This is a genomic window from Stenotrophomonas maltophilia (assembly GCF_006970445.1).
Taxonomy (GTDB): domain Bacteria; phylum Pseudomonadota; class Gammaproteobacteria; order Xanthomonadales; family Xanthomonadaceae; genus Stenotrophomonas; species Stenotrophomonas maltophilia_AU.
Map to the genome: position 1 here is coordinate 3,897,100 of NZ_CP033877.1, position 22,022 is coordinate 3,919,121.

Here is a 22,022-nt window from a genome sequence, read left to right on the forward strand (position 1 = left end):
GGTCGCGCGCCCGCGCCATGGGCCAGAATGTTATTCCTTTTGGTTCTAAGGCGCCCGCACCGGCGCATTGGCTGGGGTCAGAGCCCCTGCGGGGATCCGTCCCCATTTCCTGGCCCAACCGGCTCAGGGATGATCCAGCGGCTTCGGCGGCTGCACCCGGTTCAGGCGCTCGCGATGCAGCAGATACAGGCCTGAGGCGACGATGATCGCCGCGCCCACCCAGGTATAGCCATCGGGCAGCTGGCCCCAGAAGGCCAGGTCCCAGCCAATCACCCAGACCAGCCCGCTGTACTCCAGCGGCGCAATCATCGAGGCCTCGCCCAGCTGGAAGGCCTTGGTCAGGGCGATCTGGCCCAGTGCCCCAGCCAGGCCCATGCCGGCGATCAGTGGCGCATGCGCCAGCTGCAGCGGCACCCAGCCGGGAATGGACAGCAGGCCGGCACCGATGGCCATGATCACTAGGAACCAGACCACCATCGACTGCGAGGTATCGGTCCGGGTCAGCAGGCTGACGGTGATCGCCGCCACGGCATAGGCAGTGGCGGCCGCCAGCACCATCAGGCCAGGCACCGAAATGAAACCGTCCACGCCCGGCCGCAGCACCACCAGCACACCGACCAGGCCGATGCCGATGGCGACCCAGCGCCGCGGCCCGACCCGCTCACCCAGCAGCGGCACCGACAATGCGGCGATCAGCAGAGGGGCGACGAAATAGATGGTGTAGGCGGTGGACAGCGGCAGGTCGCGCAGGGCAAACACGAAGCAGCCGATCATCGCCATGCCCAGCGCGCCACGCAGCAGGTGCAGGCCCCAGCGACGCGGCACCAGCGAGCGCGGCCCGGCACTGGCCAGCACCCAGACCAGCACGAACGGCAACGAGGCCGCGCCGCGCAGGAAGGTCACTTCCAGGGTGGGGTAGCTGGCCGACAGCTGCTTCATGCCAGCGTCCATCAGCGAGAAGCAGGCGACCGCGGCGACCATCCAGGCCACCGCGCGCGAGGGGGAGCGTTGCACGTTCATGGCCCATTATCGCCCGGCCGTCGCCTTCTGTAGAGCCGAGCCCACGCTCGGCGGCTCTTTACAAAGCAGCCGAGCGTTGGCCCGGCTCTACAGAGGACGGGCATGTGGGCCCTCGCGATAGAATGGGCGCCACTGAATCCTGCGGAGCATCGCCCATGCCTTCCTTCGACGTCGTGTCCGAAGTCGACACCCACGAGCTGACCAACGCCATCGACCAGGCCAATCGCGAGCTGAGCACCCGCTTCGACTTCAAGGGCGTGGACGCCAAGTTCGAGCGCGATGGCGATGTCATCAACCAGACCGCCCCGACCGAGTTCCAGCTCAAGCAGATGAACGACATCCTGCGCGCGCGCCTGGCCGCACGCGGCATCGACGTGCTCAGCCTGGAGTTCGGCGACATCGAGACCAACCTGGCCCAAGCCCGGCAGAAGATCACCGTCAAGCAGGGGATCGAGCAGAAGATCGCCAAGAAGATCGCCGCAGCGCTGAAGGATGCCAAGCTGAAAGTGGAAAGCCAGATCAACGGCGACAAGCTGCGCGTGCAGGGCAAGAAGCGCGACGACCTGCAGGACGCCATCGCCGTGCTCAAGGCCGGCAAGTTCGAGCTGCCGCTGCAGTTCAACAACTTCCGCGACTGAGGCATCCGCCGGGCATGGCCCGGCGCTGCCAGCGGCAGGTACGACGGCGCGTTGCCAGCGACGCGCCTACAATGGCGGCCCCGCCAGCCGACGTGCCCGCCATGACCGATTCCCACCTGCCCACCGATGACCCGATCGCCGCCACCCGCCTGTGGCTGGAGCGCATCGTCATCGGCCTGAACCTGTGCCCGTTCGCCAAGGCGGTCTATGTGAAGGACCAGGTCCGCATCGTGCTCAGCGATGCGACCACGCCGGAAGCGCTGGTTGAACAGCTGGCCGAGGAGCTGGTGCTGCTGCGCGACACGCCGGCCGAGCAGATCGACACCACGCTGATCGTGCATCCGCAGGTGCTGACCGATTTCCTCGATTACAACGACTTCCTCGACAACGCCGACGCGGCGATCGAGGCATTGGACCTGCAGGGCATCCTGCAGGTGGCCAGCTTCCACCCGGACTACCAGTTCGATGGCGTGGCCGCCGACGACGCCAGCAACTACACCAATCGCGCGCCCTTCCCCACCCTGCACCTGCTGCGCGAAGACAGCGTGGCGCGCGCCGTGGATGTCTATCCGGACCCGGACGTGATCGTCGAGCGCAACATCCAGACCCTGGACCGCATCGGCGTGGACGGCTGGCATCGCCGCCTGCGCGGCGAAGACCTGACGTGAGCGCGGTGCCGCCGATTGCCGCATGGCCGGCCGCGCCGCTGTCGGGCAAGGTGGTGCTGGTCACCGGCGGCGCCAACGGCATCGGTCGCGGTATTGCCCAGGCCGTGCTCGGTGCCGGTGGGCGCGTACTGATCGGCGACCTGGACGTGGAGGCCGGCGAGGCGTGCCTGGCGGAATGGCAGCGCGGTGATGACGCCGCGTTCCAGCGCCTGGACATCACCGACGAAGCCAGCGTGCGCGACTTCATCGCCGTGGCCCTGCAGCGTTTCGGCCGCATCGACGGGCTGGTCAACAACGCGGGGATCGCCGGCCCGCACGGAACGCTGCTGCAGGACATGGACTGGGACGAGTGGCAGCGCCGGCTGTCTTCGCTGCACGGCGCGTTCCTGTGCAGCAAGCATGCATTGCCCGCGCTGACCGCCAGCGCTGCCGGTGCGATCATCAACATCGCCTCCACCCGCGCCTGGCAATCCGAAGCACACAGCGAAGCCTATGCCGCGGCCAAGGGCGGACTGGTGGCCTTTACCCATGCGCTGGCGATCAGCAGCGGCCCGGCGGTGCGGGTGAACAGCATCAGTCCCGGCTGGATCGGCACCACCGCCTGGCAGGCCCCTTCGCGGCGCCACGCGCCGGAGTACTCGGCCATCGACCAGGCACAGCACCCGGTCGGCCGTGTCGGCCGGCCGGAGGATATAGGTGCACTGGCGGTGTACCTGCTGTCGTCGCTGTCCGGTTTCAGCACCGGCCAGGATTTCATCGTCGACGGCGGCATGACCCGGAAAATGATCTACGCCGAATGAAAAAAGGGGACGGAGGGGATTAAGTCGTTTGTGCACAAACGACTTAATCCCCTCCGTCCCCTTTTTTGCGAAGGTGCCAACCAAGGTTGGCACCCACCACAACGGTTTACGCCATGCCCGAGTGGCGCAGCAGCGCGTCGATCTGCGGTGCGCGGCCGCGGAAGGCCTTGAAGTTCTCCGCCGCCGGGCGGCTGCCACCGCGCGACAGGATCTCGTCGCGGAAGCGTGCGCCGGTTTCAGCCAGTGCCTGCGGTGCTTCCTCGAACGCAGCATAGGCGTCGGCGCTGAGTACCTCGGCCCACTTGTAGCTGTAGTAACCAGCGGCGTAACCACCGGCGAAGATGTGGCTGAACTGATGCGGGAAGCGGTTCCAGGCCGGCGGGTGGTTCACCGCCACTTCCGCGCGCACGCGATCCAGCAGTGCCAGCACGCTGTCCTGCGCCGGTTCGAACTGGCTGTGCAGCAGCATGTCGAACAGGCCGAATTCCAGCTGGCGCACGGTGGCCATGCCGCTGTGGAAGTTGCGCGCGGCCAGCATGCGTTCGTACAGCGCGCGCGGCAGCGGCTCGCCACTGTCCACGTGCGCGGTCATTGCCTGCAGGTGCTCCCATTCCCAGCAGAAGTTCTCCATGAACTGGCTGGGCAGCTCCACCGCATCCCATTCCACGCCGTTGATGCCGGCCACACCCAGTTCGCCGATGCGGGTCAGCAGCTGGTGCAGACCGTGGCCCATTTCATGGAACAGCGTGGTCACTTCATTGTGGCTGAAGGTGGCCGGCTTGCCGTTGGCACCGCGGCCGAAGTTGCACACCAGGTAGACCAGCGGGGTCTGCACGCTGCCGTCGGCGCGCACGCGACGGTTGCGGCAATCGTCCATCCACGCGCCGCCACGCTTGCCTTCGCGTGCGTACAGGTCCAGGTAGAACTGGCCGACCAGCGCACCCTGCGCATCGACCAGGCGGAAGAAGCGCACGTCCTCGTGCCAGACCGGCGCACTGTCTTCCTGCACGCGCAGGCCGTACAGCTGCTCGATCACCGAGAACAGGCCGCCCAGCACCTTGGGCTCGGTGAAGTACTGCTTCACTTCCTGCTCGGAATAGCTGTAGCGCGCCTGCTTCAGGCGGTCGGCGGCGAATGCCAGGTCCCAGGCCTGCAGGGCATCGATGCCCAGCTGCTCGCGTGCGAACTGCTCCAGCTCGGCGCGGTCCTTGGCCGCGAACGGCTTGGCACGCGTGGCCAGGTCACGCAGGAAACCCAGCACTTCGGCCGGGTCCTGCGCCATCTTGGTCGCCACCGAATAATCACCATACGAACCAAAGCCGAGCAGCGCGGCCAGTTCCGCACGGAGAGCAAGGATCCGATCGATGTTGCCGCTGTTGTCCAGCGCGTCATCGCCGAACTCGGAGGCACGCTGCGCGCTGGCGCGGTACAGGATCTCGCGCAGATCGCGATCTTCAGCCCAGGTCTGCACCGGCAGGTAGCACGGCATCTGCAGGGTCAGTTTCCAGCCGGTCTTGCCGTCCTTCTCTGCCGCAGCATGCGCGGCGGCCTTCACGTCCTCCGGCAGGCCCTTCAGTCGCGCTTCGTCCTCGATGAGCAGCGACCACGCGTCGGTAGCGTCGAGCACGTTCTGCGAGAACTTCGCCGACAGCGCTGACAGTTCTTCCTTGATCGCAGCAAAGCGCTGCTGCGCCTCGGGCGCCAGCTCGGCACCGCCCAGGCGGAAATCACGCAGGGTGTTGTCCAGCACCTTGCGTTGGGCCTGATCGAAGGTCGCGGCCTCCGGGCTCGCGGCCAGCGCCTGGTACTGGCGGTACAGCGCCAGGTTCTGCCCCAGCGCACTGGCGAAGCGGGTCACCCGCGGCAGGTTGCTGTTGTAGGCCTCACGCAGTTCCGGGGTGTTCACCACGCCCTGCAGGTGGCCGACCAGGCCCCAGGCGCGCCACAGGCGCTCGGTGGCATCGTCCAGCGGGGCCACGAAGGTCTCCCAGCGCACCGGCTGCACCTGCTCGGCTGCGCTGACGGCGGCTTCGGCTTCGGCCAGCAGCACGTCCAGCGCCGGCGCCACGTGCTCGGGGCGGATCGCCTCGAAGCGCGGCAGGCCGGAAACATCGAGCAGGGGGTTGGCAGCGGTCACGGCAGATCTCCAGGATACGGGCCCGGCGGGCGGGCAGCCCTGTAGATATGGCGCTGGCAGGTGGGGCTGACAAGGGGGGCACGGCATTCACATCGGCCTTACGCTCGCGCCCCGAAGCTCTGGCTGCGGGGGAGTCCGCAGCGGTAGGTACCGAACGAGGCCCCACATGGAAGGTCTGGCTGCAGTTGCATCCGCCATTCCGGCGCGGTCGCTGGCATTGTCCGCCAGCCCGGCCGAACTGACCTGGATCGCCGCGCTGTGCGATGCCGGCGACGACGCCCCGCGCCACCTGCAACAGCTGCAGGCGGTGCTGCAGCAGGGCGGCACGTTCAATGACGCCCAGGAGTGGTACCCGTTCGAAGTGGTCGAGCGCGGCGCCAGCCAGCTACAGCTGGGCCACGAGCGCGAGTTCGTGATCTGCGTGCTGCTGTGGCTGCAGGCCCTGGCCCAGGGCCGCGCCAGCATCCTGGATCCCAGCCTGCACCTGGATGACCGCGCGATGGACATCGAGGCGTTGCCTGATGCACTGCGCGATGCGGTGCTGGATGCGTTCACCGCGGCGGGGTATTGATCGAGGCGCGACACACCGCTGCGCCCGCCAGGCCATGCCCGGCGGCACTATCGGCCGGCCTACAGCGCTTCCAGGCTGCACCACGGAAGCTCGGGCAGCCCCTGCCCGGCCACCGCTGCGGCCAACTGTGCATCGGCGCCGTCGACATCGATACCCTGCCGCCCGTACCACGACGGATCGTAGTAGCTCTGCGCATAACGCTCGCCGCTGTCGCACAGGATGCTGACGATGCTGCCCTGGTGGCCCGCCTCGCGCATCCACTGCGCGGCCTGCAGCACGCCGATGAAGTTGGTTCCGGTCGAGCCGCCGACACGGCGGCCGAGCTGACGGCTGACATGGCGCATCGCGGCCAGGCTCAGCGCGTCGGGTACCTTCACCATCGCATCGACGCTGGTCGGGATGAAACTCGGCTCCACTCGTGGCCGGCCGATGCCTTCCACGCGCGAACCGCCGCTGCAGGTCAGGCCACGCCAGTCCTGCTCACCGGCCACGGCGGCCTGGTAGCCGTCGAAGAACACCGACACTTCCGGGTCCGCGCACAGGATGCGGGTGTCGTGCCGGCGGTAGCTGACATAGCGGCCCAGCGTCGCCGCAGTGCCGCCGGTGCCCGGGCTGCACACGATCCATTCCGGAACCGGGCTGGGCTCCTCGGCCATCTGCTTGAAGATGGATTCGGCGATGTTGTTGTTGGCACGCCAGTCGGTCGCCCGCTCGGCATAGGTGAACTGGTCCATGAAGTGGCCACCGGTTTCGCGGGCCAGCTTCTCCGATTCACCGTTGAGGTCACAGGCGCGTTCGACCAGGTGGCAGCGGCCCCCATGGAACTCGATCGCGGCGATCTTTTCAGGCGAGGTGCTGGCCGGGATCACCGCAATGAACGGCAGCCCGAGCAGGCGCGCGAAGTAGGCTTCGGATACCGCGGTCGAGCCGCTGGACGCCTCGATCACCGGCCGTCCTTCGCGCAACCAGCCGTTGGTCAACGCGTACAGGAACAGCGAGCGTGCCAGCCGGTGCTTGAGGCTGCCGGTCGGATGGCTCGACTCGTCCTTCAGGTACACATCGATGCCCTCGAACCCGGGCAGCGCCAGCGGGATCAGATGGGTATCGGCGGAACGGTTGAAATCGGCTTCGATCTTGCGGATGGCGGCGGCCACCCATTCACGCTGCGACATGGCGGGCAATGCTCAGAACGGAACGGTGCGATCCGGCCATTGTACGTCGCGGTGCCGTCAGCTGCGGGCCGGTAGAATGAAGCCATCCGGCCGGCAACGGCCCTGTCTGAAGGATCTCCCCCCATGACCATTCCCGCCCTGCGCGATGTCCCCGGCGTCGCCGCCCAGGCCCCGGCCGACACCACCGGCTTCGTGTTCAACCACACCATGCTGCGGGTGAAGGACATCACTGCCTCGCTGGATTTCTACACCCGCGTGCTCGGCTACCAGCTGATCGACAAGCGCGACTTCCCGGACGCCCAGTTCAGCCTGTACTTCCTGGCCTACGTCCCGGCCGGCACGGTGGTGCCGGAAGACGACTCCCAGCGTCGCGTGTGGATGGCTGGCCTGCCGGGCGTGCTGGAACTGACCCACAACCACGGCACCGAAACCCAGGACGGCGCGGTCTACCACGACGGCAACAGCGACCCGCGCGGCTTCGGCCACATCTGCGTGTCGGTGCCTGACATCGAGGCGGCCTGCCAGCGCTTCGAAGACCTCGGCGTGACCTTCCAGAAGCGCCTGACCGACGGCCGCATGAAGAACCTGGCCTTCATCAAGGACCCGGACGGCTACTGGGTCGAGATCATCGCCAACTGACAAAAAGGGGACGGAGGGGATTAAGCCGTTTCTGGCACTATTGGGCTGGAAGCGACTTAATCCCCTCCGTCCCCTTTTTTGCGAGGTTCGTATGGAAACGATGGAACTGCACCGCGGCCGTCTGATCGACCATATCCAGCTGGTGGTGCGTGACCTCGCCGCCAGTCGCCGTTTCTACCAGGCGGTGTTCGACACCATCGGCATCCCGATTGCCGGTGAAGGCGATGACTACTTCTGGGCCGACGAACTGTTCATTTCCAGCGCCAGCAGCGAGGCCGCCGCCGGCCAGCTGACCGGCCGCCACCACCTGGCGTTCCAGGCGCGCGACAGCGCCACCGTCGATGCCTTCCATACCGCCGCAATCGCTGCCGGCGGCACCGACAATGGCGCGCCAGGCGAACGCCCCTACCATCCGGGCTACTACGGCGCCTTCGTGCTCGATCCGGATGGCAACAACATCGAAGTGGTCTACCACGGCCCGGCGAACTACAGCGCCGACTCGGTGAAGGTCACTTTCTGATTTCACCGATGCCGTGAACGAAGAAGCCGGGCAATGCCCGGCTTCTCTGCTTCCAGCGCTGCAGCCCTCAGTGAGCGGCCATATAGATGTCCTGAAGCACGGCCTTCTCAAGTTCCAGCTCGCCCAGCAGGTTCTTCACGATATCGCCCAGGCTGAGGATGCCGACCAAGCGGGCGCCTTCAGTGACCATCAGATGACGACGCCGCGAGTACGTCATCAACGACATGGCCTGTTTCAGCGTGGCTTCCGGCGCAATGCCCTCCAGACCGGTGGACGGCAGGCTGGAAATCACCCGGCGACCGGCCTGCGGGCCGTCGTCGGCCAGGGTACGCACGATGTCCTTTTCGGAAATGATGCCCACCGGGGCATCGTCCTTCATCACCACCAGCGCAGCGATCTTGTTCGCGCTCATCTTGTGGGCGGCGGCACCGATGGTGTCTTCGGCATCGATGGTGATGACAGCTTCTTTCTTGGATTGCAGGAGTTCGCGGACGTTCATTCTTGTTTCCTGGTGCAGGTCACTGAAGTCAAAAAAGTGTGCTCTTCCGATACGCCCCCTCCCCGGGAACAGACCTTTCAGCGCACGTCTGGCGCACCCGTCTGCCGCTTGGAATGGCTCGGCAGACGACGTGCTGCAACGCGAACGAGGTGGGCTCAACCGCTCAACCCGAACCTCGGTCAAATCGATTCTACGACTGCGACCATCGGTCACTACCGGCATCGATAGGACAGTTCGTCGTGGGAACCTACTGACGATCCAGAGAATGGCACCGCGGCTGAAACCGCCGCTGAATACAAGAGGCATCGCGCATTAAAGATTGATTGCCTGCTGCCGACGGCGGACAGAACACCCGGCGGCTGTCCCACTTCGCACGGACTCCGGCACAAACGAAAGGGGCCACGCAGGCCCCTTTCGCATGCAGCATCCACAGCTCCGGGGATGTCTTACTCCACCGTCACGCTCTTGGCCAGGTTACGCGGCTTGTCCACATCAGTGCCGCGTGCCAGTGCGGTGTGGTACGCCAGCAGCTGCACCGGGATGGTGTGCACGATCGGGCTGAGCACGCCGGCATGGCGCGGCGTGCGGATCACGTGCACGCCTTCGGACTCGTTGAAGTTGCTGTCCTGGTCGGCAAATACGAACAGCTCGCCACCGCGCGCACGCACTTCCTGCATGTTCGACTTCACCTTCTCCAGCAGGCTGTCGTTGGGGGCGATCACCACCACCGGCATGTCCTCGTCCACCAGCGCCAGCGGGCCGTGCTTCAGCTCACCCGCCGGGTAGGCCTCGGCGTGGATGTAGGAGATCTCCTTGAGCTTGAGCGAGCCTTCCAGCGCGATCGGGTAATGCAGGCCACGGCCGAGGAACAGCGCGCTGCTCTTGCGCGCGAAACGCTCGGCCCAGGCGGCGATCTGCGGCTCCATGTTCAGTGCGTGCTGCACGCTGCCCGGCAGGAAGCGCAGCTGCTCCAGGTAGTCCGCTTCCTGCGCCGCGTCGATGCGGCCATGCAGCTTGCCCAGCACCACGGTCAGCTGGAACAGTGCGGCCAGCTGGGTGGTGAAGGCCTTGGTCGAGGCCACGCCGATCTCGGCGCCGGCGCGGGTGTAGCAGACCAGCTCGCTGGCGCGCGGAATCGCGCTTTCCGGCACGTTGCAGATCGACAGCGTGTGCTTGTGGCCAAGCGACTTGGCGTACTTCAACGCTTCCATCGTATCCAGCGTTTCGCCGGACTGGGAGATGGTGACGATCAGGTGCTTCGGGTTCGCATAGGCCGCGCGGTAGCGGTACTCGCTGGCGATCTCAACGCTGCACGGCAGGCCGGCGATGGCTTCGATCCAGTAACGCGCGGTCAGGCCGGCGTAGTAACTGGTGCCGCAGGCAATGATCTGCACGCCCTCGATGCCCGACAGCACCGCTTCGGCGTTCTTGCCAAACAGCTCGGCCGGGAAACCACCGGCGTCGATCGCCGCCTCGATGGTGTCGCCCAGCGCGCGCGGCTGCTCGTGGATTTCCTTCTGCATGAAGTGGCGATACGGGCCCAGCTCCAGCGAAGCCAGCGACACATCGGACAGATGCACGTCGCGCTCGATCGGCTGGTCATGCTCATCGAAGATGCGCACGCCATCGCGACGGATCTCGGCGGTGTCGCCCTCTTCCAGGAAGATCACCTTGCGGGTGGCCGAGATCACCGCCGAGACGTCGGAAGCGACGAAGTTCTCGCCCTCGCCCAGGCCGACCAGCAGCGGGCAGCCCATGCGCGCGCAGACGAAGCGCTCCGGCTCGGCGCGGCTGACCACGGCCAGCGCGTAGGCACCGGTCAATTCCTTCACCGTGTGCTGCAGCGCCACCAGCAGGTCGTCGCCGCCCTTCAGGTGATGGTGGATCAGGTGCGCGATGACTTCGGTATCGGTCTGCGACTCGAACGTGTAGCCCATCGCGCGCAGCTTCTCGCGCTGCTCTTCGTGGTTCTCGATGATGCCGTTGTGCACCAGCGCCACGCCGTGGCTGATGTGCGGATGCGCGTTGGCCTCGGTGACGCCCCCGTGGGTGGCCCAGCGGGTGTGGCCGATGCCCAGTACCGCATTGAAGCCCTCGGCCGCGGCCGCCGTGGCCATTTCCGACACTCGACCGGTACGGCGGACACGACGTACCTCGGGGCGCTCGGCATGGTCGATCACCGCGATGCCCGAGGAGTCGTAACCACGGTACTCAAGCCGCTTCAGGCCCTCGATCAGTACCGGCACCACGTCGCGATCGGCGATTGCACCCACGATTCCACACATGTCACGCGTTTCCTTGAAGACGATCGGCGCATTCTAGCCCGCGTGTCCGGCTTCCCCCTCCTGTCCGCTTAATGAAAGTGTCCGGAAAGGTGTCCGCGGACACCCGGACACTGCAGCAGCCATCCCAACCCATTGACCTGAAAGGAAATAAAGTTGGCACGCTACATGCTTGGTACTCACTACCACCGTCAGGCACGCACCCGATGATCCGCGACACTTCCGCACAGGACCAGATCGTTTCCTCCGCCCCGGCCGGCCGGCCCCGTGCAAACTGGCAGCGCTACCGCTGGCCTGCGCTGGGTGCCATCGCGCTGCTCGCCGGCATCGGCTGGGCGGTGCATGCCTGGTCCAATGCCAGCCGCTCCTTCGACAGCAGCCGCGTGCGCATCGCAGAAGTGAAGCAGGGCGACCTGGTCCGCGACATCGCCGCCGACGGCCGGGTGATCGCCGCCAACAGCCCGATCCTGTACGCCATCTCGGCCGGTACCGTGGACCTGAAGGTGGTCGCCGGTGATGTGGTCAAGAAGGGCCAGGAACTGGCGATCATCGACAGCCCGGAATTGCGCAGCAAGCTGGCCCAGGAACAGGCCACCCTGGCCGGCCTGGAAGCCGAGGCCAGCCGTGCCGCGCTGGACGCCACCCTGGCCCGCGCCAAGTCGCGCAAGGAAACCGACCAGGCCACCATCGAACGTCAGGCCGCCGACCGCGACCTGCAGCGCTACCAGCGCGGCTACGACGGCGGTGCGGTGCCGCAGATCGACCTGGCCAAGGCCAAGGACTCCCTGAAGAAGGCCGACATCACCCTGGCCAACGCCACCACCGATGCCCGCCTGCAGAGCCAGGGCGCCGACCTGGATGCCCGCAACAAGCGCCTGCTGGCCGATCGCCAGAAGGCCGTGGTGGCCGAAGTGCAGCGCCAGGTCGATGCACTGACCCTGCGTGCACCGTTTGACGGCCAGGTGGGCCAGGTGCAGGCGATCCAGTCCACCAATCTGGCCGCCAACGCGCCGGTACTGGGCGTGGTCGACCTGTCCAAGTTCGAGGTCGAGATCAAGGTGCCGGAAAGCTTCGCCCGCGACCTGGCGATCGGCATGCCGGCGCAGCTGACCGGCGGCAACGGCCAGCCGTTCCCGGGCGAGATCAGCGCAGTGTCGCCCGAAGTGGTCAACGGCGAGGTCAACGCCCGCGTGCGCTTCGCCAGCGCGCAGCCGGAAGGCCTGCGCCAGAGCCAGCGGATGTCGGTGCGCGTGCTGCTCGATACCCGCAAGAACGTGCTGAAGGTCGAGCGCGGCCCGTTCGTCGAACAGGGCAATGGCGTGGCCTACGTGATGGATGGCCGCACCGCAGTGCGGCGTCCGGTGGAACTGGGCGTCAGCAGCCTGGGCGAAGTGGAAATCAAGTCGGGTGTGCAGCCGGGCGACCGCATCGTGGTCTCCGGCAGCGACCTGTTCAAGGACGCCGAACGCGTCTCCGTCAACTGATACCTGATACCTGAATCCTGGAGAGAGGACACCCCATGTACATGCTCGAAATGCGTTCGGTCGCCAAGGTCTTCCGCACCGAACAGGTGGAAACCCACGCGTTGCGCTCACTGGAACTGCAGGTCAAGGAAGGCGAGTTCGTCGCCGTTACCGGCCCGTCCGGCTCGGGCAAGACCACTTTCCTCAACATCGCCGGCCTGCTGGAAACCTTCACCAGTGGCACCTACATGCTCGACGGCCAGGACGTGAGCACGCTGGGCGACGATGCCCGCAGCCGCCTGCGCAACCAGAAGATCGGCTTCATCTTCCAGGGCTTCAACCTGATCCCCGACCTGAACCTGTTCGACAACGTCGACGTGCCGCTGCGCTACCGGAAGATGAGCGCCAACGAGCGCCGCGAACGCATCGAGAAGGCGCTGACCCAGGTCGGCCTGGGTTCGCGCATGAAGCACTACCCGAATGAACTGTCCGGCGGCCAGCAGCAGCGTGCGGCGATTGCGCGTGCGCTGGCCGGCAGCCCGCGCCTGTTGCTGGCCGACGAACCGACCGGCAACCTGGATACGCAGATGGCGCGCGGCGTGATGGAACTGCTGGAAGAGATCAATGCCGCTGGCACCACCATCGTGATGGTCACCCACGACCCGGAACTGGCCGCGCGCGCGCAGCGCAACGTACACATCGTCGACGGCCAGGTCACCGACCTCGTGCGCGAGCCGGTGCTGGCTACCCCACCGCGCCACATCGTCGCCGTCAACGAGTGAGGGCCCGACCATGTTCGCCTACTACGCCCGATTGGCGGCGCGCAGCTTCCGCCGCAACAAGATCCTGACCGCGCTGATGGTCGTGGCCATCGCGCTGGGCATCGGCGCCTCGATGACCACGCTGACCGTGTTCCATGTGCTTTCCGGCGACCCGATTCCCGGCAAGAGTGACCGCCTGTTCTATGTGCAGCTTGATGCCGCGACCGGCGCCTATGTCGCTGGCGAGGAACCGGAAACCCAGCTGACCCGCTTCGACGGTGAAGCGCTGCTGCGCGAAGCCAAGGGTGAACGCCAGGCACTGATGAGCGGTGGCGGCGGCACCATCGAACCGGACAACAGCACCCTCAAGCCCTTCAGCATCGACACCCGCTGGACCTCGGCCGACTTCTTCCCGATGTTCGAGGTGCCCATGCAGTACGGCCGTCCCTGGACGCGCGAGGACGATGAAGGCCGCGCACGCGTGGTGGTCATCTCCAAGGCGCTCAACGACAAGCTGTACCAGGGGGCCAACAGCGTGGGCCGCGACCTGCGCATGGAAGGCCAGAGTTACCGCATCGTCGGCGTGATGAAGGAATGGAGCCCGGAGCCGCACTTCTACGACCTGACCACCGGCAGCTACGGCAAGAACGAAGACCTGCTGCTGCCGATCTCCACCTCGTTCGACCTGAAGCTCGGCAACAACGGCAACATGAACTGCTTCGGCGAAAACCCCGACGGCAACAGCTACTCGCTCAATGCACCGTGCGCGTGGCTGCAGTACTGGGTGGAAATGGACCCGGCCAAGGCCGGCGACTACCGCCGCTACCTGGAGAACTATTCGACCCAGCAGCGCGAGGCCGGCCGCTTCAAGCATCCGCCGAACGTGCGCCTGCGCACCGTGATGGAATGGCTGGACTTCAATGGCGCGGTGCCCAGCGACGTGCGCCTGCAGCTGTGGCTGGCGCTGGGCTTCCTCGGTGTCTGCCTGGTCAACACGGTAGGCCTGCTGCTGGCCAAGTTCCTGCGCCGCAGCGGTGAGATCGGCGTGCGCCGTGCACTCGGTGCCAGCCGCGGCCAGATCTTCCTGCAGTGCCTGGTGGAAGCCGGTGCGGTCGGCGTGGTCGGTGGCGTGCTGGGTATCGGCCTGGCCCTGCTTGGCCTGTTCGCGGTGCGCCAGCAACCGGTGGAGTACGCAAAGCTGGCCCATCTGGACGGCAACATGCTGCTGCTCGCGCTGGGCCTGACCCTGCTCGCCAGCCTTGCCGCCGGCTTCCTGCCCGCCTGGCGCGCCATGCAGGTCACCCCGGCCATCCAGCTCAAGTCGCAGTAAGCACCCGAACGAGGACTCCCATGGACATCCGCCCCATCCTCAGCACGCTGCGCCGGCACAAGACTGCCGCTGCCCTGATCGTGCTGGAAGTCGCACTGACCTGCGCCATCGTCTGCAACGCGCTGTTCCTGGTCAGCCAGCGCGTGGAGAAGATCAGCATGCCCAGCGGTATCGCCGAGAGCGAACTGGTGATGCTGCGCGTCAGTGGCATCGGCAAGCAGACCGACGCCCTGGCCCGCACCCGCGAGGACCTGGCATCGCTGCGCGCGATTCCCGGCGTCAGCAACGTCACCATCATCAACCAGGTCCCCTTCCGCAACGGCTCCTCCAGCAGCAGCATCTCGCGCGTGATCGACCAGGAACGGCCGACCACCAACGCCTCGATGTACACCCTGTCCGAGAACGGGCTGGCGACGATGGGCATCAACCTGATCGCAGGCCGCGATTTCCTGCCCGACGAGTACCAGAACTTCGAAGACGTCAGCAAGGGCGGCGCCAAGGAGAAGGCCATCCCGGTCATCTTCACCCAGGCCACTGCCGCCAAGATGGAGCCCAACGGCAGCGCACTGGGCAAGACCTACTACATGGGCAAGCAGTCGCTGCATGTGGTCGGCATCGTCGACACCCTCAGCACGCCCAATGGCTGGAGTGACAACTGGACCAACTCGATGCTGCTGCCGATCCGCACCACCTTCGACAAGGGTGGCACGTATGTGCTGCGGACCTCGCTGGAACGTCGCCAGGACGTGCTCGACGCCGGTGCCGCCGCGCTGGAGCGCAACGATCCCAACCGCCTGATGCGCGACAAGCTCACCTATGAGGACCAGCGCAAGGACTTCTTCAAGAACGACCGCGCGATGGTCGGCCTGCTGATCACCGTCAGCATCTCGCTGCTGGTGGTCACCGCGCTGGGCATCATCGGCCTGGCCAGCTTCTGGGTGCAGCAGCGCAGCAAGCAGATCGGCATCCGCCGTGCCCTGGGCGCGACCCGTGGGCAGATCCTGCGCTACTTCCAGACCGAGAACTTCCTGCTGGCCACGCTGGGCATCGTGCTGGGCATGCTGGCGGCCTACGCGATCAACCTGGCGCTGATGAATCTTTACGAGCTGCCGCGCATGCCGCTGTACTACCTGCCGCTGGGTGCGCTGCTGCTGTGGGTGCTGGGCCAGATCGCGGTGTTCGGTCCTGCACGGCGTGCGGCGGCGGTACCGCCTGCGGTCGCCACGCGGGGCGCGTGAGATGCGTGCCTGCGCGATGTGCCTGATCCTGCTCCTGCCACTGCCACTGCCGGCGCTGGCCGGCGGTGGCAGCGCGCAGACACTGGAATGGCGCCAGGATGCCGCGCGGTTGTCGTTGCGCTCGACGGAGGGCCAGGTGCGCGTGGAGGCCGCCAGTCCGGAAGTGCGCTTCGGCGTGCGCAGTGGCGATCGCATCCTCCGCGTGGACGACACGGCGGTGCGCCGGGTTGAACATCTGGCCGAGGCACTCCGCCATTCCCACGCGGCCACCGCCTATCTGTTGCTGCGCCGCGACAAGCGCGAGCTGACGGTGGCGGTCAACGCTGCAGCCTGGCGCCAGGCGCTGGAAGTGCCGCCGCCACCTGCGCCGCCACCGCCCCCGGCGCCTCCCCGCCACTGAGAAGCGGCAACTCCTGCACGGCCACGGGTTTGGCTATGCTTGGTGGGTGGCGCCGGGCTCTCCCGGCGTATGGACACGAACACGGCTCCATCGGCGCCGCCCATCCCTTTCCGCAGAACCGCTTGATGCCTTCGATCCTGATCATCGACGACAACGCCAGTGTGGGCACCGCACTGGACGTGCTGTTCTCCCTGCATGACATCGACACGCTGCAGGCGCAGAGCCCGGCCGAGGGGCTGGCCCTGCTCGAGTCGCAGCCGGTCGACCTGGTGATCCAGGACATGAACTTCAGCGAGGACACCACCTCCGGCGAGGAAGGCGAAGACCTGTTCGCACAGATCCGTGCGCGCCACCCGGACCTGCCGGTGATCCTGCTGACCGCCTGGACGCACCTGAGCAGCGCGGTGGACCTGGTCAAGGCCGGTGCCGCCGACTACCTGGCCAAGCCCTGGGACGACCGCAAGCTGCTGACCACGGTCAACAACCTGCTGGAGTTGTCCGAGGCACGGCGCGAACTGGACCGCCGACGCAGCCGCGAGCTGCGCCAGCGCAATGCGCTGGAAGAGAAGTACGAGCTGTGCGGGGCGGTGTTCGCCGATCCGGCCAGCGAGCGCGTCATCGCACTCGCCTGCCAGGTCGCGCGCTCCGAACTGCCGGTGCTGATCACCGGCCCCAACGGTGCTGGCAAGGAGAAGATCGCGCAGATCATCCAGGCCAACTCGCTGGTGGCCAAGGGTTCGTTCATCACAGTCAATTGTGGCGCCCTGCCCTCGGAACTGATCGAGGCCGAACTGTTCGGTGCCGAAGCCGGCGCGTATACCGGCGCCAGCAAGGCGCGCGAGGGCAAATTCGAAGCTGCCGACGGAGGCACGCTGTTCCTGGATGAGATCGGCAACCTGTCGCTGGGCGGTCAGATGAAGCTGTTGCGCGTGCTGGAAACCGGTCGTTTCGAGCGCCTGGGCTCCAATCGCGAACGCCAGGTCAAAGTCCGCGTGGTCAGCGCGACCAATGCCGACCTGCCGGCGATGATCCGCGACGGCACCTTCCGCGAAGACCTGTATTACCGCCTCAATACGGTGGAACTGGTACTGCCACCGTTGGCCGAGCGCCCGGGCGACATCGTGCCGCTGGCCGAGCGCTTCCTGACGGCCGGCAAGCCACTTTCCAATGCTGCAACCGCGGCCCTGCAACGGCACCCGTGGCCGGGCAACGTGCGCGAACTGCGCAACGTGATCCAGCGTGCCGAGCTGCTGGCGACCGGCAACCACATCGAAGTGGCCGATCTGAACCTGCCGCGTGCTTCACCTGCACCGCGCCCGGCACCGAGCGCCGGCAATGATCCAGACCGTGCGCGCATCGAGGATGTGCTGGCGCGCAACCACGGCGTCATCGCCCAGGCCGCCGCCGAACTCGGCCTGAGCCGCCAGGCGCTGTACCGGCGCATGGACCGGCACGGCATCCCACGCGAATGAAGCGGCGCTCGTTCACCTTCCGCCTGTTCCTGCGCCTGCTGCCGGTGCTGGCGCTGGCCGCCGCGTTGCCGTGGCTGCTGGCGTACTGGATGGACCATGGCTGGGTGGTGACCACGGTGTCGGCGGTGATCCTGCTGTCACTGATGTGGTGGACCCTGCTCCGCGCCACCGCACCGGTGCGCTCGCTGATGCGTGCACTGTCCGGCACCACCAGCAGCTACCGCGACGGCGAGTACAACTTCGGCGTGTACTGGCCGGGCAACGACGAACTGGGCGACCTGGTGCAGGCGCACCGCGAACTGGGCGATGTACTGCGCGAGCAGCGGCAGGGCCTGGTGCAGCGCGAACTGCTGCTGGACACCATGGTGCAGAACACACCGGTTGCGATGCTACTGATTGCCTCCGGCGGCGACGGCATCGCCCGCGTGGTGTTCTCCAACCTGGCCGCGCGCAAGCTGCTGCATGGTGGCTGGAAGCTGGAGGGCCAGCGCCTGGAAGAGGTGCTGGAACAGGTGCCGGTGGAGCTGCGCGATGCCATCGCCCGTGGCGGCGACAGCCTGTTCGCCGTGCATGCGGAAGGCGAAGACGGTGATGAGGAAGACGAGCAGGTCTACCACCTGTCGCGCCGCGCCTTCCAGCTCAACGGCCGTCCGCACGACCTGCTGCTGGTACGACTGCTCACCGCCGAACTGCGCCGCCAGGAAGTGCAGACGTGGAAGAAGGTGATCCGGGTGATCAGCCACGAGCTCAACAACTCACTGGCGCCGATCGCCTCGCTGGCCCACTCCGGTGGCGTGCTGGTGCAGCGCGAGCGCTTCGATCGGCTGCCGGAGATCTTCACCACCATCGAAGACCGCGCACGCCACCTGGAAGGCTTCATCCGTGGCTATGCGCGCTTTGCCAAGCTGCCGCAGCCGCAACTGCAGACCGTGCACTGGGCCCCCTTCCTGTCCAGCCTGCGCCAGCAGATCCCGTTCACCATGGATCGCGAACCGGACGAGGAACTGAGCAGCCGCATCGACATCGCGCAGTTCGGGCAGGCGCTGTTGAACCTGCTGAAGAACGCGCATGAAGCCTGTGCCGAGGCCGATCCACCCAACGATGACGTGCAGGTGCAGCTGACGCGGTTGCCGCAGTGGCTGCGCCTGGATGTGCTGGACCGTGGCAAGGGCATGAACGAGCAGGTGCTGCAGAACGCACTGATGCCGTTCTATTCGACCAAGCGCAATGGCACCGGGCTGGGACTGGCACTGACCCGCGAGATCGTGGAAGCGCACGGTGGGCGGGTGTCACTGCAGAACCGCGGTGATGGCGGGTTGTGCGTGTCGATCCTGTTGCCGGTGGGTTGAGTCGGGCCAGCGAATAGATCCACGCCATGCGTGGATGTGCCGACCAAGGTCGGTACCTACCAAACCTGCCGCATCGCCACGCGCAGTTGCATCGGAAATCCCAACGCGGCCTCTTCGGCCATCACCGCGCGCAGGCCCTCGCTCCACTCCGCTTCCGGCACTTCAACGAACCCTTCGCTGGCGTAGAAGGCCGCATTCCACGGTACGTCAGACAACGTGGTCAGCACCGCAGCCGCGTGGCCATCCGCCCTCGCCTGCGCCAATGCGTGGCGCAGCAGCGCACGACCATGGCCGCGACGCGCATGCGCCGGGTCCACATCCATCTGCAGGACATGGAAGTCACCGCACAGCTCGCCTGCCAGCAGGTAACCGGCAATGCCGCCCTCGGCAGCATCGACCACCCACAGCTGCCCGCGCTCAAGGCCGTCCTGCAGGGTCGGCAGGTCCAGGCCGTGGCCGGCGAACACCGGATAGGCTTCGTGGCCCTTCAGCAGCTCACCGGCACGCTGTTCGATCGCCGGTAGCACGCCAAGCTCGTCGGCGTGCGGAAGGCGTGGTTCAGGGCTTCTTGACCGGGCGCTTCCAGCCATCGATGGTTTCCTGTCGTGCACGTGCCAGTGTCAACTTGCCGTCCGGAGCGGTGCGGGTGATGACCGAGCCGGCGGCGATGGTCGCGCCCTCGCCGATCGTCAGCGGTGCCACCAGCGAGCTGTTGGAGCCGATGAACGCGTTGTCGCCGATGGTGGTGGTCGACTTGTTCACGCCGTCGTAGTTGCAGGTGATGGTGCCGGCACCGATGTTCACCCTGCTGCCGATCACCGCATCACCCAGATAGGTGAGGTGATTGGCCTTGCTGCCGACACCGAGGGTGACCTTCTTGGTCTCGACGAAGTTGCCCACGTGAACGCCGTCGGCGAGCACGGTGCCCGGACGCAGGCGCGCGAACGGACCGACCAGTGCTGCGCCTTCGGTGATCACGCCTTCCAGATCGCAGTGCGCGCGTACTTCGGTGCCAGGGCCGAGATTGACGTCCTTCAGCCGGTTGAATGGGCCTACAGTGACGCCGTCACCGAGCACGATGTTGCCTTCAAGAACAACATCGACGTCGATCAGCACATCGCTGCCCACAGTGACGGTGCCACGGATATCCAGTCGTGCCGGGTCACGCACGCGCGCGCCCTGTGCGCACAATGCACGCACCGCACGCCGCTGCCAGGCGCGCTCCAACTGCGACAGCTGCCACGGATCATTCGCCCCCTCGGCCTCCTGTGCATCGGCGACCAGCGCCATCTCGGCCGGGGTGTACTCATGGGCGGCGAACGCAAACACGTCGGTGAGGTAGTACTCGCCCTGCGCGTTGCGGTTGGACAGCTGCGACAGCCAGCGGCGCAGCGCGGTCGATTCTGCGGCGATGATGCCGGTGTTGATCGTGCGCACGCGCAGCTGGTCATCGGTGGCGTCCTTCTGCTCGACGATCGCAGCCACCCTGCCTTCTGCATCGCGCAGCACGCGTCCATAACCGGTCGGGTCATCGACGTCGGCCACCAGCACCGCCAATCGCCCCGGCTGCGCCAGCAGGTCGCGCAGGGTCTGCGCGCGGATCAGCGGCACATCGCCGTACAGCACCAGCACCTGCGCAGCATCGGGAACCTGCGGCATCGCCTGTGCGACGGCGTGCCCGGTACCGAGCTGCTGTGCCTGCTCGGCCCATTGCAGATCGCTCTGGTCGGCGAAGTACTGACGCACCGCCTCGCCACCATGGCCGTAAACCACGTGGATGGCCGCCGGCTGCAGCTCGCGGGCCGCATCGATCACGTGCGCCAGCATCGGTTGGCCGGCGATCGGCTGCAGCACCTTCGGCAACACCGACTTCATGCGCTTGCCGGCGCCGGCGGCGAGGATGATGACGTGCAGGGCTTGGGTCATGGGAGCGGCAGTCCGTGGTTCGTTGCCGGTGATTCTAGAGCGTGGGCCGTTAACATGGGCATCCCTCCTCCTTCACCATGCCGATGAGCCTCGTCCGCCAGGGAAGCGCCTACCTCGTGATCGGGCTCGTGCAGCTGCTGGTCGATTGGCTGGTGTTCGTGGTCGCCACCGCGCTGGGCATGCCGGTGGCGCCAGCCAACATCGCCGGTCGCCTGGCCGGCATGCTGCTGGGCTTCTGGCTCAACGGCCGCTACACCTTTGCCGAGGCCGGCACCCGCAAGCTTGGATGGAAGCGCTTTGCACGCTTCTTCGGGCTGTGGCTGCTGCTGACGGCGGCGAGCACGCTGCTGGTCAGCCTGGTCGACCAGGCGCTGGGCCTGCAGTACACGTGGCTGGCCAAGCCGCTGGTGGAAGGCGGGCTGGCCTGCGTGTCGTTCCTGTTGATGCGCTACGTGGTGTACCGCTGATACGAGGCGGGATTGGGAATGCCGGATCGGGATCGGTGGAGTCGACTGTTAGTCGACTGCTCTTCCATCAGACCGCGGAAATCCCGCGCTGCGCGCGGTAGTCGACTGACAGTCACTCTGCCCAGTCGCCGCTCGCCCGCGCACAAACAAAAACGCCGGCACAGGGCCGGCGTTCTCGTGGGTGCAGCGCGAACCTCAGTGCTTGAGATTCTTGCGCAGGCGCTCCAGCGCCTGCAGCTGGACGACAGCTTCAGCCAGCTTCTGCTGCGCCTCGGCCACTTCCATCGCTTCGCCGCGGTTGGCCAGGATCCGCTCGGCTTCTTCCTTGGCCTTGCGGACCGAGGCTTCGTCGATGTCCTGCGCGCGGATCGCGGTGTCGGCCAGCACGGTCACTACCTGCGGCTGAACTTCCAGGATGCCGCCGGAAATGGCGAAATCCAGCTGCTCGCCGTTCGGCGTGGTCACCACCACCTTGCCCGGCTTCAGGCGGGTGATCAGCGGCGCGTGCTTGGGCGCGATGCCCAGTTCGCCCAGCTCACCGGTGGCCACGACCAGGGTCGCTTCGCCACGGAAGATTTCCTGCTCGGCGCTGACGATGTCGCAACGGATCGTGCTCATGCAAATCTCTTCGCTGTTCGCGGCGGCGCAATGCCACCGTGGGGGTCCACCG

22 protein-coding genes are annotated in these 22,022 nt (G+C 66.5%); 14 read left to right on the plus strand and 8 right to left on the minus strand.

The genetic code is table 11. The features are described from left to right. Positions 1-123: 123 nt before the first annotated feature. Complete coding sequence (locus EGM71_RS17835) at positions 124-1,020, minus strand: DMT family transporter (RefSeq protein WP_188486087.1); 897 nt, start codon at positions 1,018-1,020, stop codon at positions 124-126. 155 nt (positions 1,021-1,175) lie between these two features. Between EGM71_RS17835 and EGM71_RS17840 the strand changes: the two genes are divergently transcribed. The 3 genes from EGM71_RS17840 (at position 1,176) to EGM71_RS17850 (ending at position 3,126) form a co-directional block, all read left to right on the plus strand. After that, positions 1,176-1,658 carry a YajQ family cyclic di-GMP-binding protein gene (locus EGM71_RS17840; protein ID WP_014038547.1) on the plus strand — a complete coding sequence of 161 codons (483 nt, stop codon included), beginning with the start codon at positions 1,176-1,178 and terminating at the stop codon, positions 1,656-1,658. A 101-nt stretch (positions 1,659-1,759) separates the two neighbouring features. Next, positions 1,760-2,326 carry a DUF1415 domain-containing protein gene (locus EGM71_RS17845; RefSeq protein WP_032129027.1) on the plus strand — a complete coding sequence of 189 codons (567 nt, stop codon included), beginning with the start codon at positions 1,760-1,762 and terminating at the stop codon, positions 2,324-2,326. Next, the gene (locus EGM71_RS17850) at positions 2,323-3,126 is read left to right on the plus strand and encodes an SDR family oxidoreductase (RefSeq protein WP_188486089.1); all 804 of its coding nucleotides are present in this window, start codon (positions 2,323-2,325) and stop codon (positions 3,124-3,126) included. Before EGM71_RS17845 ends, EGM71_RS17850 begins: the two co-directional genes overlap by 4 nt. A 106-nt stretch (positions 3,127-3,232) precedes the next feature. On the opposite strand, the gene EGM71_RS17855 is transcribed toward EGM71_RS17850, so the two are convergent. Beyond that, positions 3,233-5,263, minus strand: coding sequence for a M3 family metallopeptidase (locus EGM71_RS17855; protein WP_188486092.1), 2,031 nt, complete (start codon positions 5,261-5,263; stop codon positions 3,233-3,235). A 166-nt stretch (positions 5,264-5,429) separates the two neighbouring features. Between EGM71_RS17855 and EGM71_RS17860 the strand changes: the two genes are divergently transcribed. Continuing rightward, entirely contained in the window at positions 5,430-5,834 is a 405-nt protein-coding gene (locus tag EGM71_RS17860; protein ID WP_188486094.1) for a hypothetical protein, read from the plus strand. A gap of 59 nt (positions 5,835-5,893) precedes the next feature. Here EGM71_RS17860 and EGM71_RS17865 read toward each other — a convergent pair whose 3' ends face one another. Further along, positions 5,894-7,006 carry a PLP-dependent cysteine synthase family protein gene (locus EGM71_RS17865; RefSeq protein WP_188486096.1) on the minus strand — a complete coding sequence of 371 codons (1,113 nt, stop codon included), beginning with the start codon at positions 7,004-7,006 and terminating at the stop codon, positions 5,894-5,896. Positions 7,007-7,129: 123 nt separating this feature from the next. Between EGM71_RS17865 and gloA the strand changes: the two genes are divergently transcribed. Further along, positions 7,130-7,645, plus strand: a complete 516-nt coding sequence (gene gloA / locus EGM71_RS17870) for a lactoylglutathione lyase (protein WP_188486098.1) — start codon at positions 7,130-7,132, stop codon at positions 7,643-7,645. A gap of 91 nt (positions 7,646-7,736) precedes the next feature. Beyond that, positions 7,737-8,165, plus strand: coding sequence for a VOC family protein (locus EGM71_RS17875; RefSeq protein ID WP_049404183.1), 429 nt, complete (start codon positions 7,737-7,739; stop codon positions 8,163-8,165). A 67-nt stretch (positions 8,166-8,232) separates the two neighbouring features. On the opposite strand, the gene EGM71_RS17880 is transcribed toward EGM71_RS17875, so the two are convergent. Continuing rightward, positions 8,233-8,664 (minus strand): CBS domain-containing protein, encoded by a 432-nt coding sequence (locus tag EGM71_RS17880; protein WP_049421412.1) that lies wholly within the window; start codon positions 8,662-8,664, stop codon positions 8,233-8,235. A gap of 446 nt (positions 8,665-9,110) precedes the next feature. Continuing rightward, the gene (gene glmS, locus EGM71_RS17885) at positions 9,111-10,949 is read right to left on the minus strand and encodes a glutamine--fructose-6-phosphate transaminase (isomerizing) (protein ID WP_188486100.1); all 1,839 of its coding nucleotides are present in this window, start codon (positions 10,947-10,949) and stop codon (positions 9,111-9,113) included. A gap of 203 nt (positions 10,950-11,152) precedes the next feature. Between glmS and EGM71_RS17890 the strand changes: the two genes are divergently transcribed. From EGM71_RS17890 to EGM71_RS17920, 7 genes are all read left to right on the plus strand, one after another. Further along, positions 11,153-12,430 carry an efflux RND transporter periplasmic adaptor subunit gene (locus EGM71_RS17890; protein WP_188486102.1) on the plus strand — a complete coding sequence of 426 codons (1,278 nt, stop codon included), beginning with the start codon at positions 11,153-11,155 and terminating at the stop codon, positions 12,428-12,430. Positions 12,431-12,465: 35 nt separating this feature from the next. Beyond that, positions 12,466-13,191: an ABC transporter ATP-binding protein gene (locus EGM71_RS17895; protein WP_014038558.1), complete on the plus strand. Its 726-nt coding sequence runs from the start codon at positions 12,466-12,468 to the stop codon at positions 13,189-13,191. Between the two features lie 10 nt (positions 13,192-13,201). Beyond that, a complete protein-coding gene (locus EGM71_RS17900) occupies positions 13,202-14,500 on the plus strand; it encodes an ABC transporter permease (protein ID WP_188486103.1) in 1,299 nt (432 codons plus the stop codon). Positions 14,501-14,520: 20 nt separating this feature from the next. Further along, on the plus strand, positions 14,521-15,738 hold the full coding sequence (locus EGM71_RS17905) for an ABC transporter permease (RefSeq protein ID WP_188486105.1): 1,218 nt from the start codon (positions 14,521-14,523) through the stop codon (positions 15,736-15,738). 1 nt (position 15,739) lies between these two features. Continuing rightward, positions 15,740-16,138, plus strand: a complete 399-nt coding sequence (locus tag EGM71_RS17910; protein ID WP_188486107.1) for a PDZ domain-containing protein — start codon at positions 15,740-15,742, stop codon at positions 16,136-16,138. Positions 16,139-16,263: 125 nt separating this feature from the next. Further along, complete coding sequence (locus EGM71_RS17915) at positions 16,264-17,610, plus strand: sigma-54-dependent transcriptional regulator (protein WP_188486109.1); 1,347 nt, start codon at positions 16,264-16,266, stop codon at positions 17,608-17,610. After that, a complete protein-coding gene (locus EGM71_RS17920; protein ID WP_188486111.1) occupies positions 17,607-18,959 on the plus strand; it encodes a sensor histidine kinase in 1,353 nt (450 codons plus the stop codon). The genes EGM71_RS17915 and EGM71_RS17920 overlap by 4 nt, the downstream gene beginning before the upstream one ends. 56 nt (positions 18,960-19,015) lie before the next feature. Here the strand turns inward: EGM71_RS17920 and EGM71_RS17925 are convergent, their stop codons facing one another. Then, a complete protein-coding gene (locus EGM71_RS17925) occupies positions 19,016-19,549 on the minus strand; it encodes a GNAT family N-acetyltransferase (protein ID WP_188486113.1) in 534 nt (177 codons plus the stop codon). Next, on the minus strand, positions 19,518-20,885 hold the full coding sequence (glmU, locus tag EGM71_RS17930) for a bifunctional UDP-N-acetylglucosamine diphosphorylase/glucosamine-1-phosphate N-acetyltransferase GlmU (RefSeq protein WP_188486115.1): 1,368 nt from the start codon (positions 20,883-20,885) through the stop codon (positions 19,518-19,520). The genes EGM71_RS17925 and glmU overlap by 32 nt, the downstream gene beginning before the upstream one ends. Before the next feature lie 83 nt (positions 20,886-20,968). Between glmU and EGM71_RS17935 the strand changes: the two genes are divergently transcribed. After that, positions 20,969-21,352, plus strand: coding sequence for a GtrA family protein (locus tag EGM71_RS17935; RefSeq protein ID WP_049445060.1), 384 nt, complete (start codon positions 20,969-20,971; stop codon positions 21,350-21,352). 195 nt (positions 21,353-21,547) lie between these two features. On the opposite strand, the gene EGM71_RS17940 is transcribed toward EGM71_RS17935, so the two are convergent. After that, positions 21,548-21,970 carry a F0F1 ATP synthase subunit epsilon gene (locus EGM71_RS17940; protein WP_005419509.1) on the minus strand — a complete coding sequence of 141 codons (423 nt, stop codon included), beginning with the start codon at positions 21,968-21,970 and terminating at the stop codon, positions 21,548-21,550. Positions 21,971-22,022: the final 52 nt, after the last annotated feature.

Bases quoted from the DNA above. Each gene is read 5' to 3' on its own strand.
- EGM71_RS17835 (WP_188486087.1), bottom strand. From the start codon at position 1,020: ATGAACGTGCAACGCTCCCCCTCGCGCGCGGTGGCCTGGATGGTCGCC.
- EGM71_RS17840 (WP_014038547.1), top strand. From the start codon at position 1,176: ATGCCTTCCTTCGACGTCGTGTCCGAAGTCGACACCCACGAGCTGACC.
- EGM71_RS17845 (WP_032129027.1), top strand. From the start codon at position 1,760: ATGACCGATTCCCACCTGCCCACCGATGACCCGATCGCCGCCACCCGC.
- EGM71_RS17860 (WP_188486094.1), top strand. From the start codon at position 5,430: ATGGAAGGTCTGGCTGCAGTTGCATCCGCCATTCCGGCGCGGTCGCTG.
- EGM71_RS17865 (WP_188486096.1), bottom strand. From the start codon at position 7,006: ATGTCGCAGCGTGAATGGGTGGCCGCCGCCATCCGCAAGATCGAAGCC.
- gloA (WP_188486098.1), top strand. From the start codon at position 7,130: ATGACCATTCCCGCCCTGCGCGATGTCCCCGGCGTCGCCGCCCAGGCC.
- EGM71_RS17875 (WP_049404183.1), top strand. From the start codon at position 7,737: ATGGAAACGATGGAACTGCACCGCGGCCGTCTGATCGACCATATCCAG.
- EGM71_RS17880 (WP_049421412.1), bottom strand. From the start codon at position 8,664: ATGAACGTCCGCGAACTCCTGCAATCCAAGAAAGAAGCTGTCATCACC.
- glmS (WP_188486100.1), bottom strand. From the start codon at position 10,949: ATGTGTGGAATCGTGGGTGCAATCGCCGATCGCGACGTGGTGCCGGTA.
- EGM71_RS17890 (WP_188486102.1), top strand. From the start codon at position 11,153: ATGATCCGCGACACTTCCGCACAGGACCAGATCGTTTCCTCCGCCCCG.
- EGM71_RS17895 (WP_014038558.1), top strand. From the start codon at position 12,466: ATGTACATGCTCGAAATGCGTTCGGTCGCCAAGGTCTTCCGCACCGAA.
- EGM71_RS17900 (WP_188486103.1), top strand. From the start codon at position 13,202: ATGTTCGCCTACTACGCCCGATTGGCGGCGCGCAGCTTCCGCCGCAAC.
- EGM71_RS17905 (WP_188486105.1), top strand. From the start codon at position 14,521: ATGGACATCCGCCCCATCCTCAGCACGCTGCGCCGGCACAAGACTGCC.
- EGM71_RS17910 (WP_188486107.1), top strand. From the start codon at position 15,740: ATGCGTGCCTGCGCGATGTGCCTGATCCTGCTCCTGCCACTGCCACTG.
- EGM71_RS17915 (WP_188486109.1), top strand. From the start codon at position 16,264: ATGCCTTCGATCCTGATCATCGACGACAACGCCAGTGTGGGCACCGCA.
- EGM71_RS17920 (WP_188486111.1), top strand. From the start codon at position 17,607: ATGAAGCGGCGCTCGTTCACCTTCCGCCTGTTCCTGCGCCTGCTGCCG.
- EGM71_RS17925 (WP_188486113.1), bottom strand. From the start codon at position 19,549: ATGGCTGGAAGCGCCCGGTCAAGAAGCCCTGAACCACGCCTTCCGCAC.
- glmU (WP_188486115.1), bottom strand. From the start codon at position 20,885: ATGACCCAAGCCCTGCACGTCATCATCCTCGCCGCCGGCGCCGGCAAG.
- EGM71_RS17935 (WP_049445060.1), top strand. From the start codon at position 20,969: ATGAGCCTCGTCCGCCAGGGAAGCGCCTACCTCGTGATCGGGCTCGTG.
- EGM71_RS17940 (WP_005419509.1), bottom strand. From the start codon at position 21,970: ATGAGCACGATCCGTTGCGACATCGTCAGCGCCGAGCAGGAAATCTTC.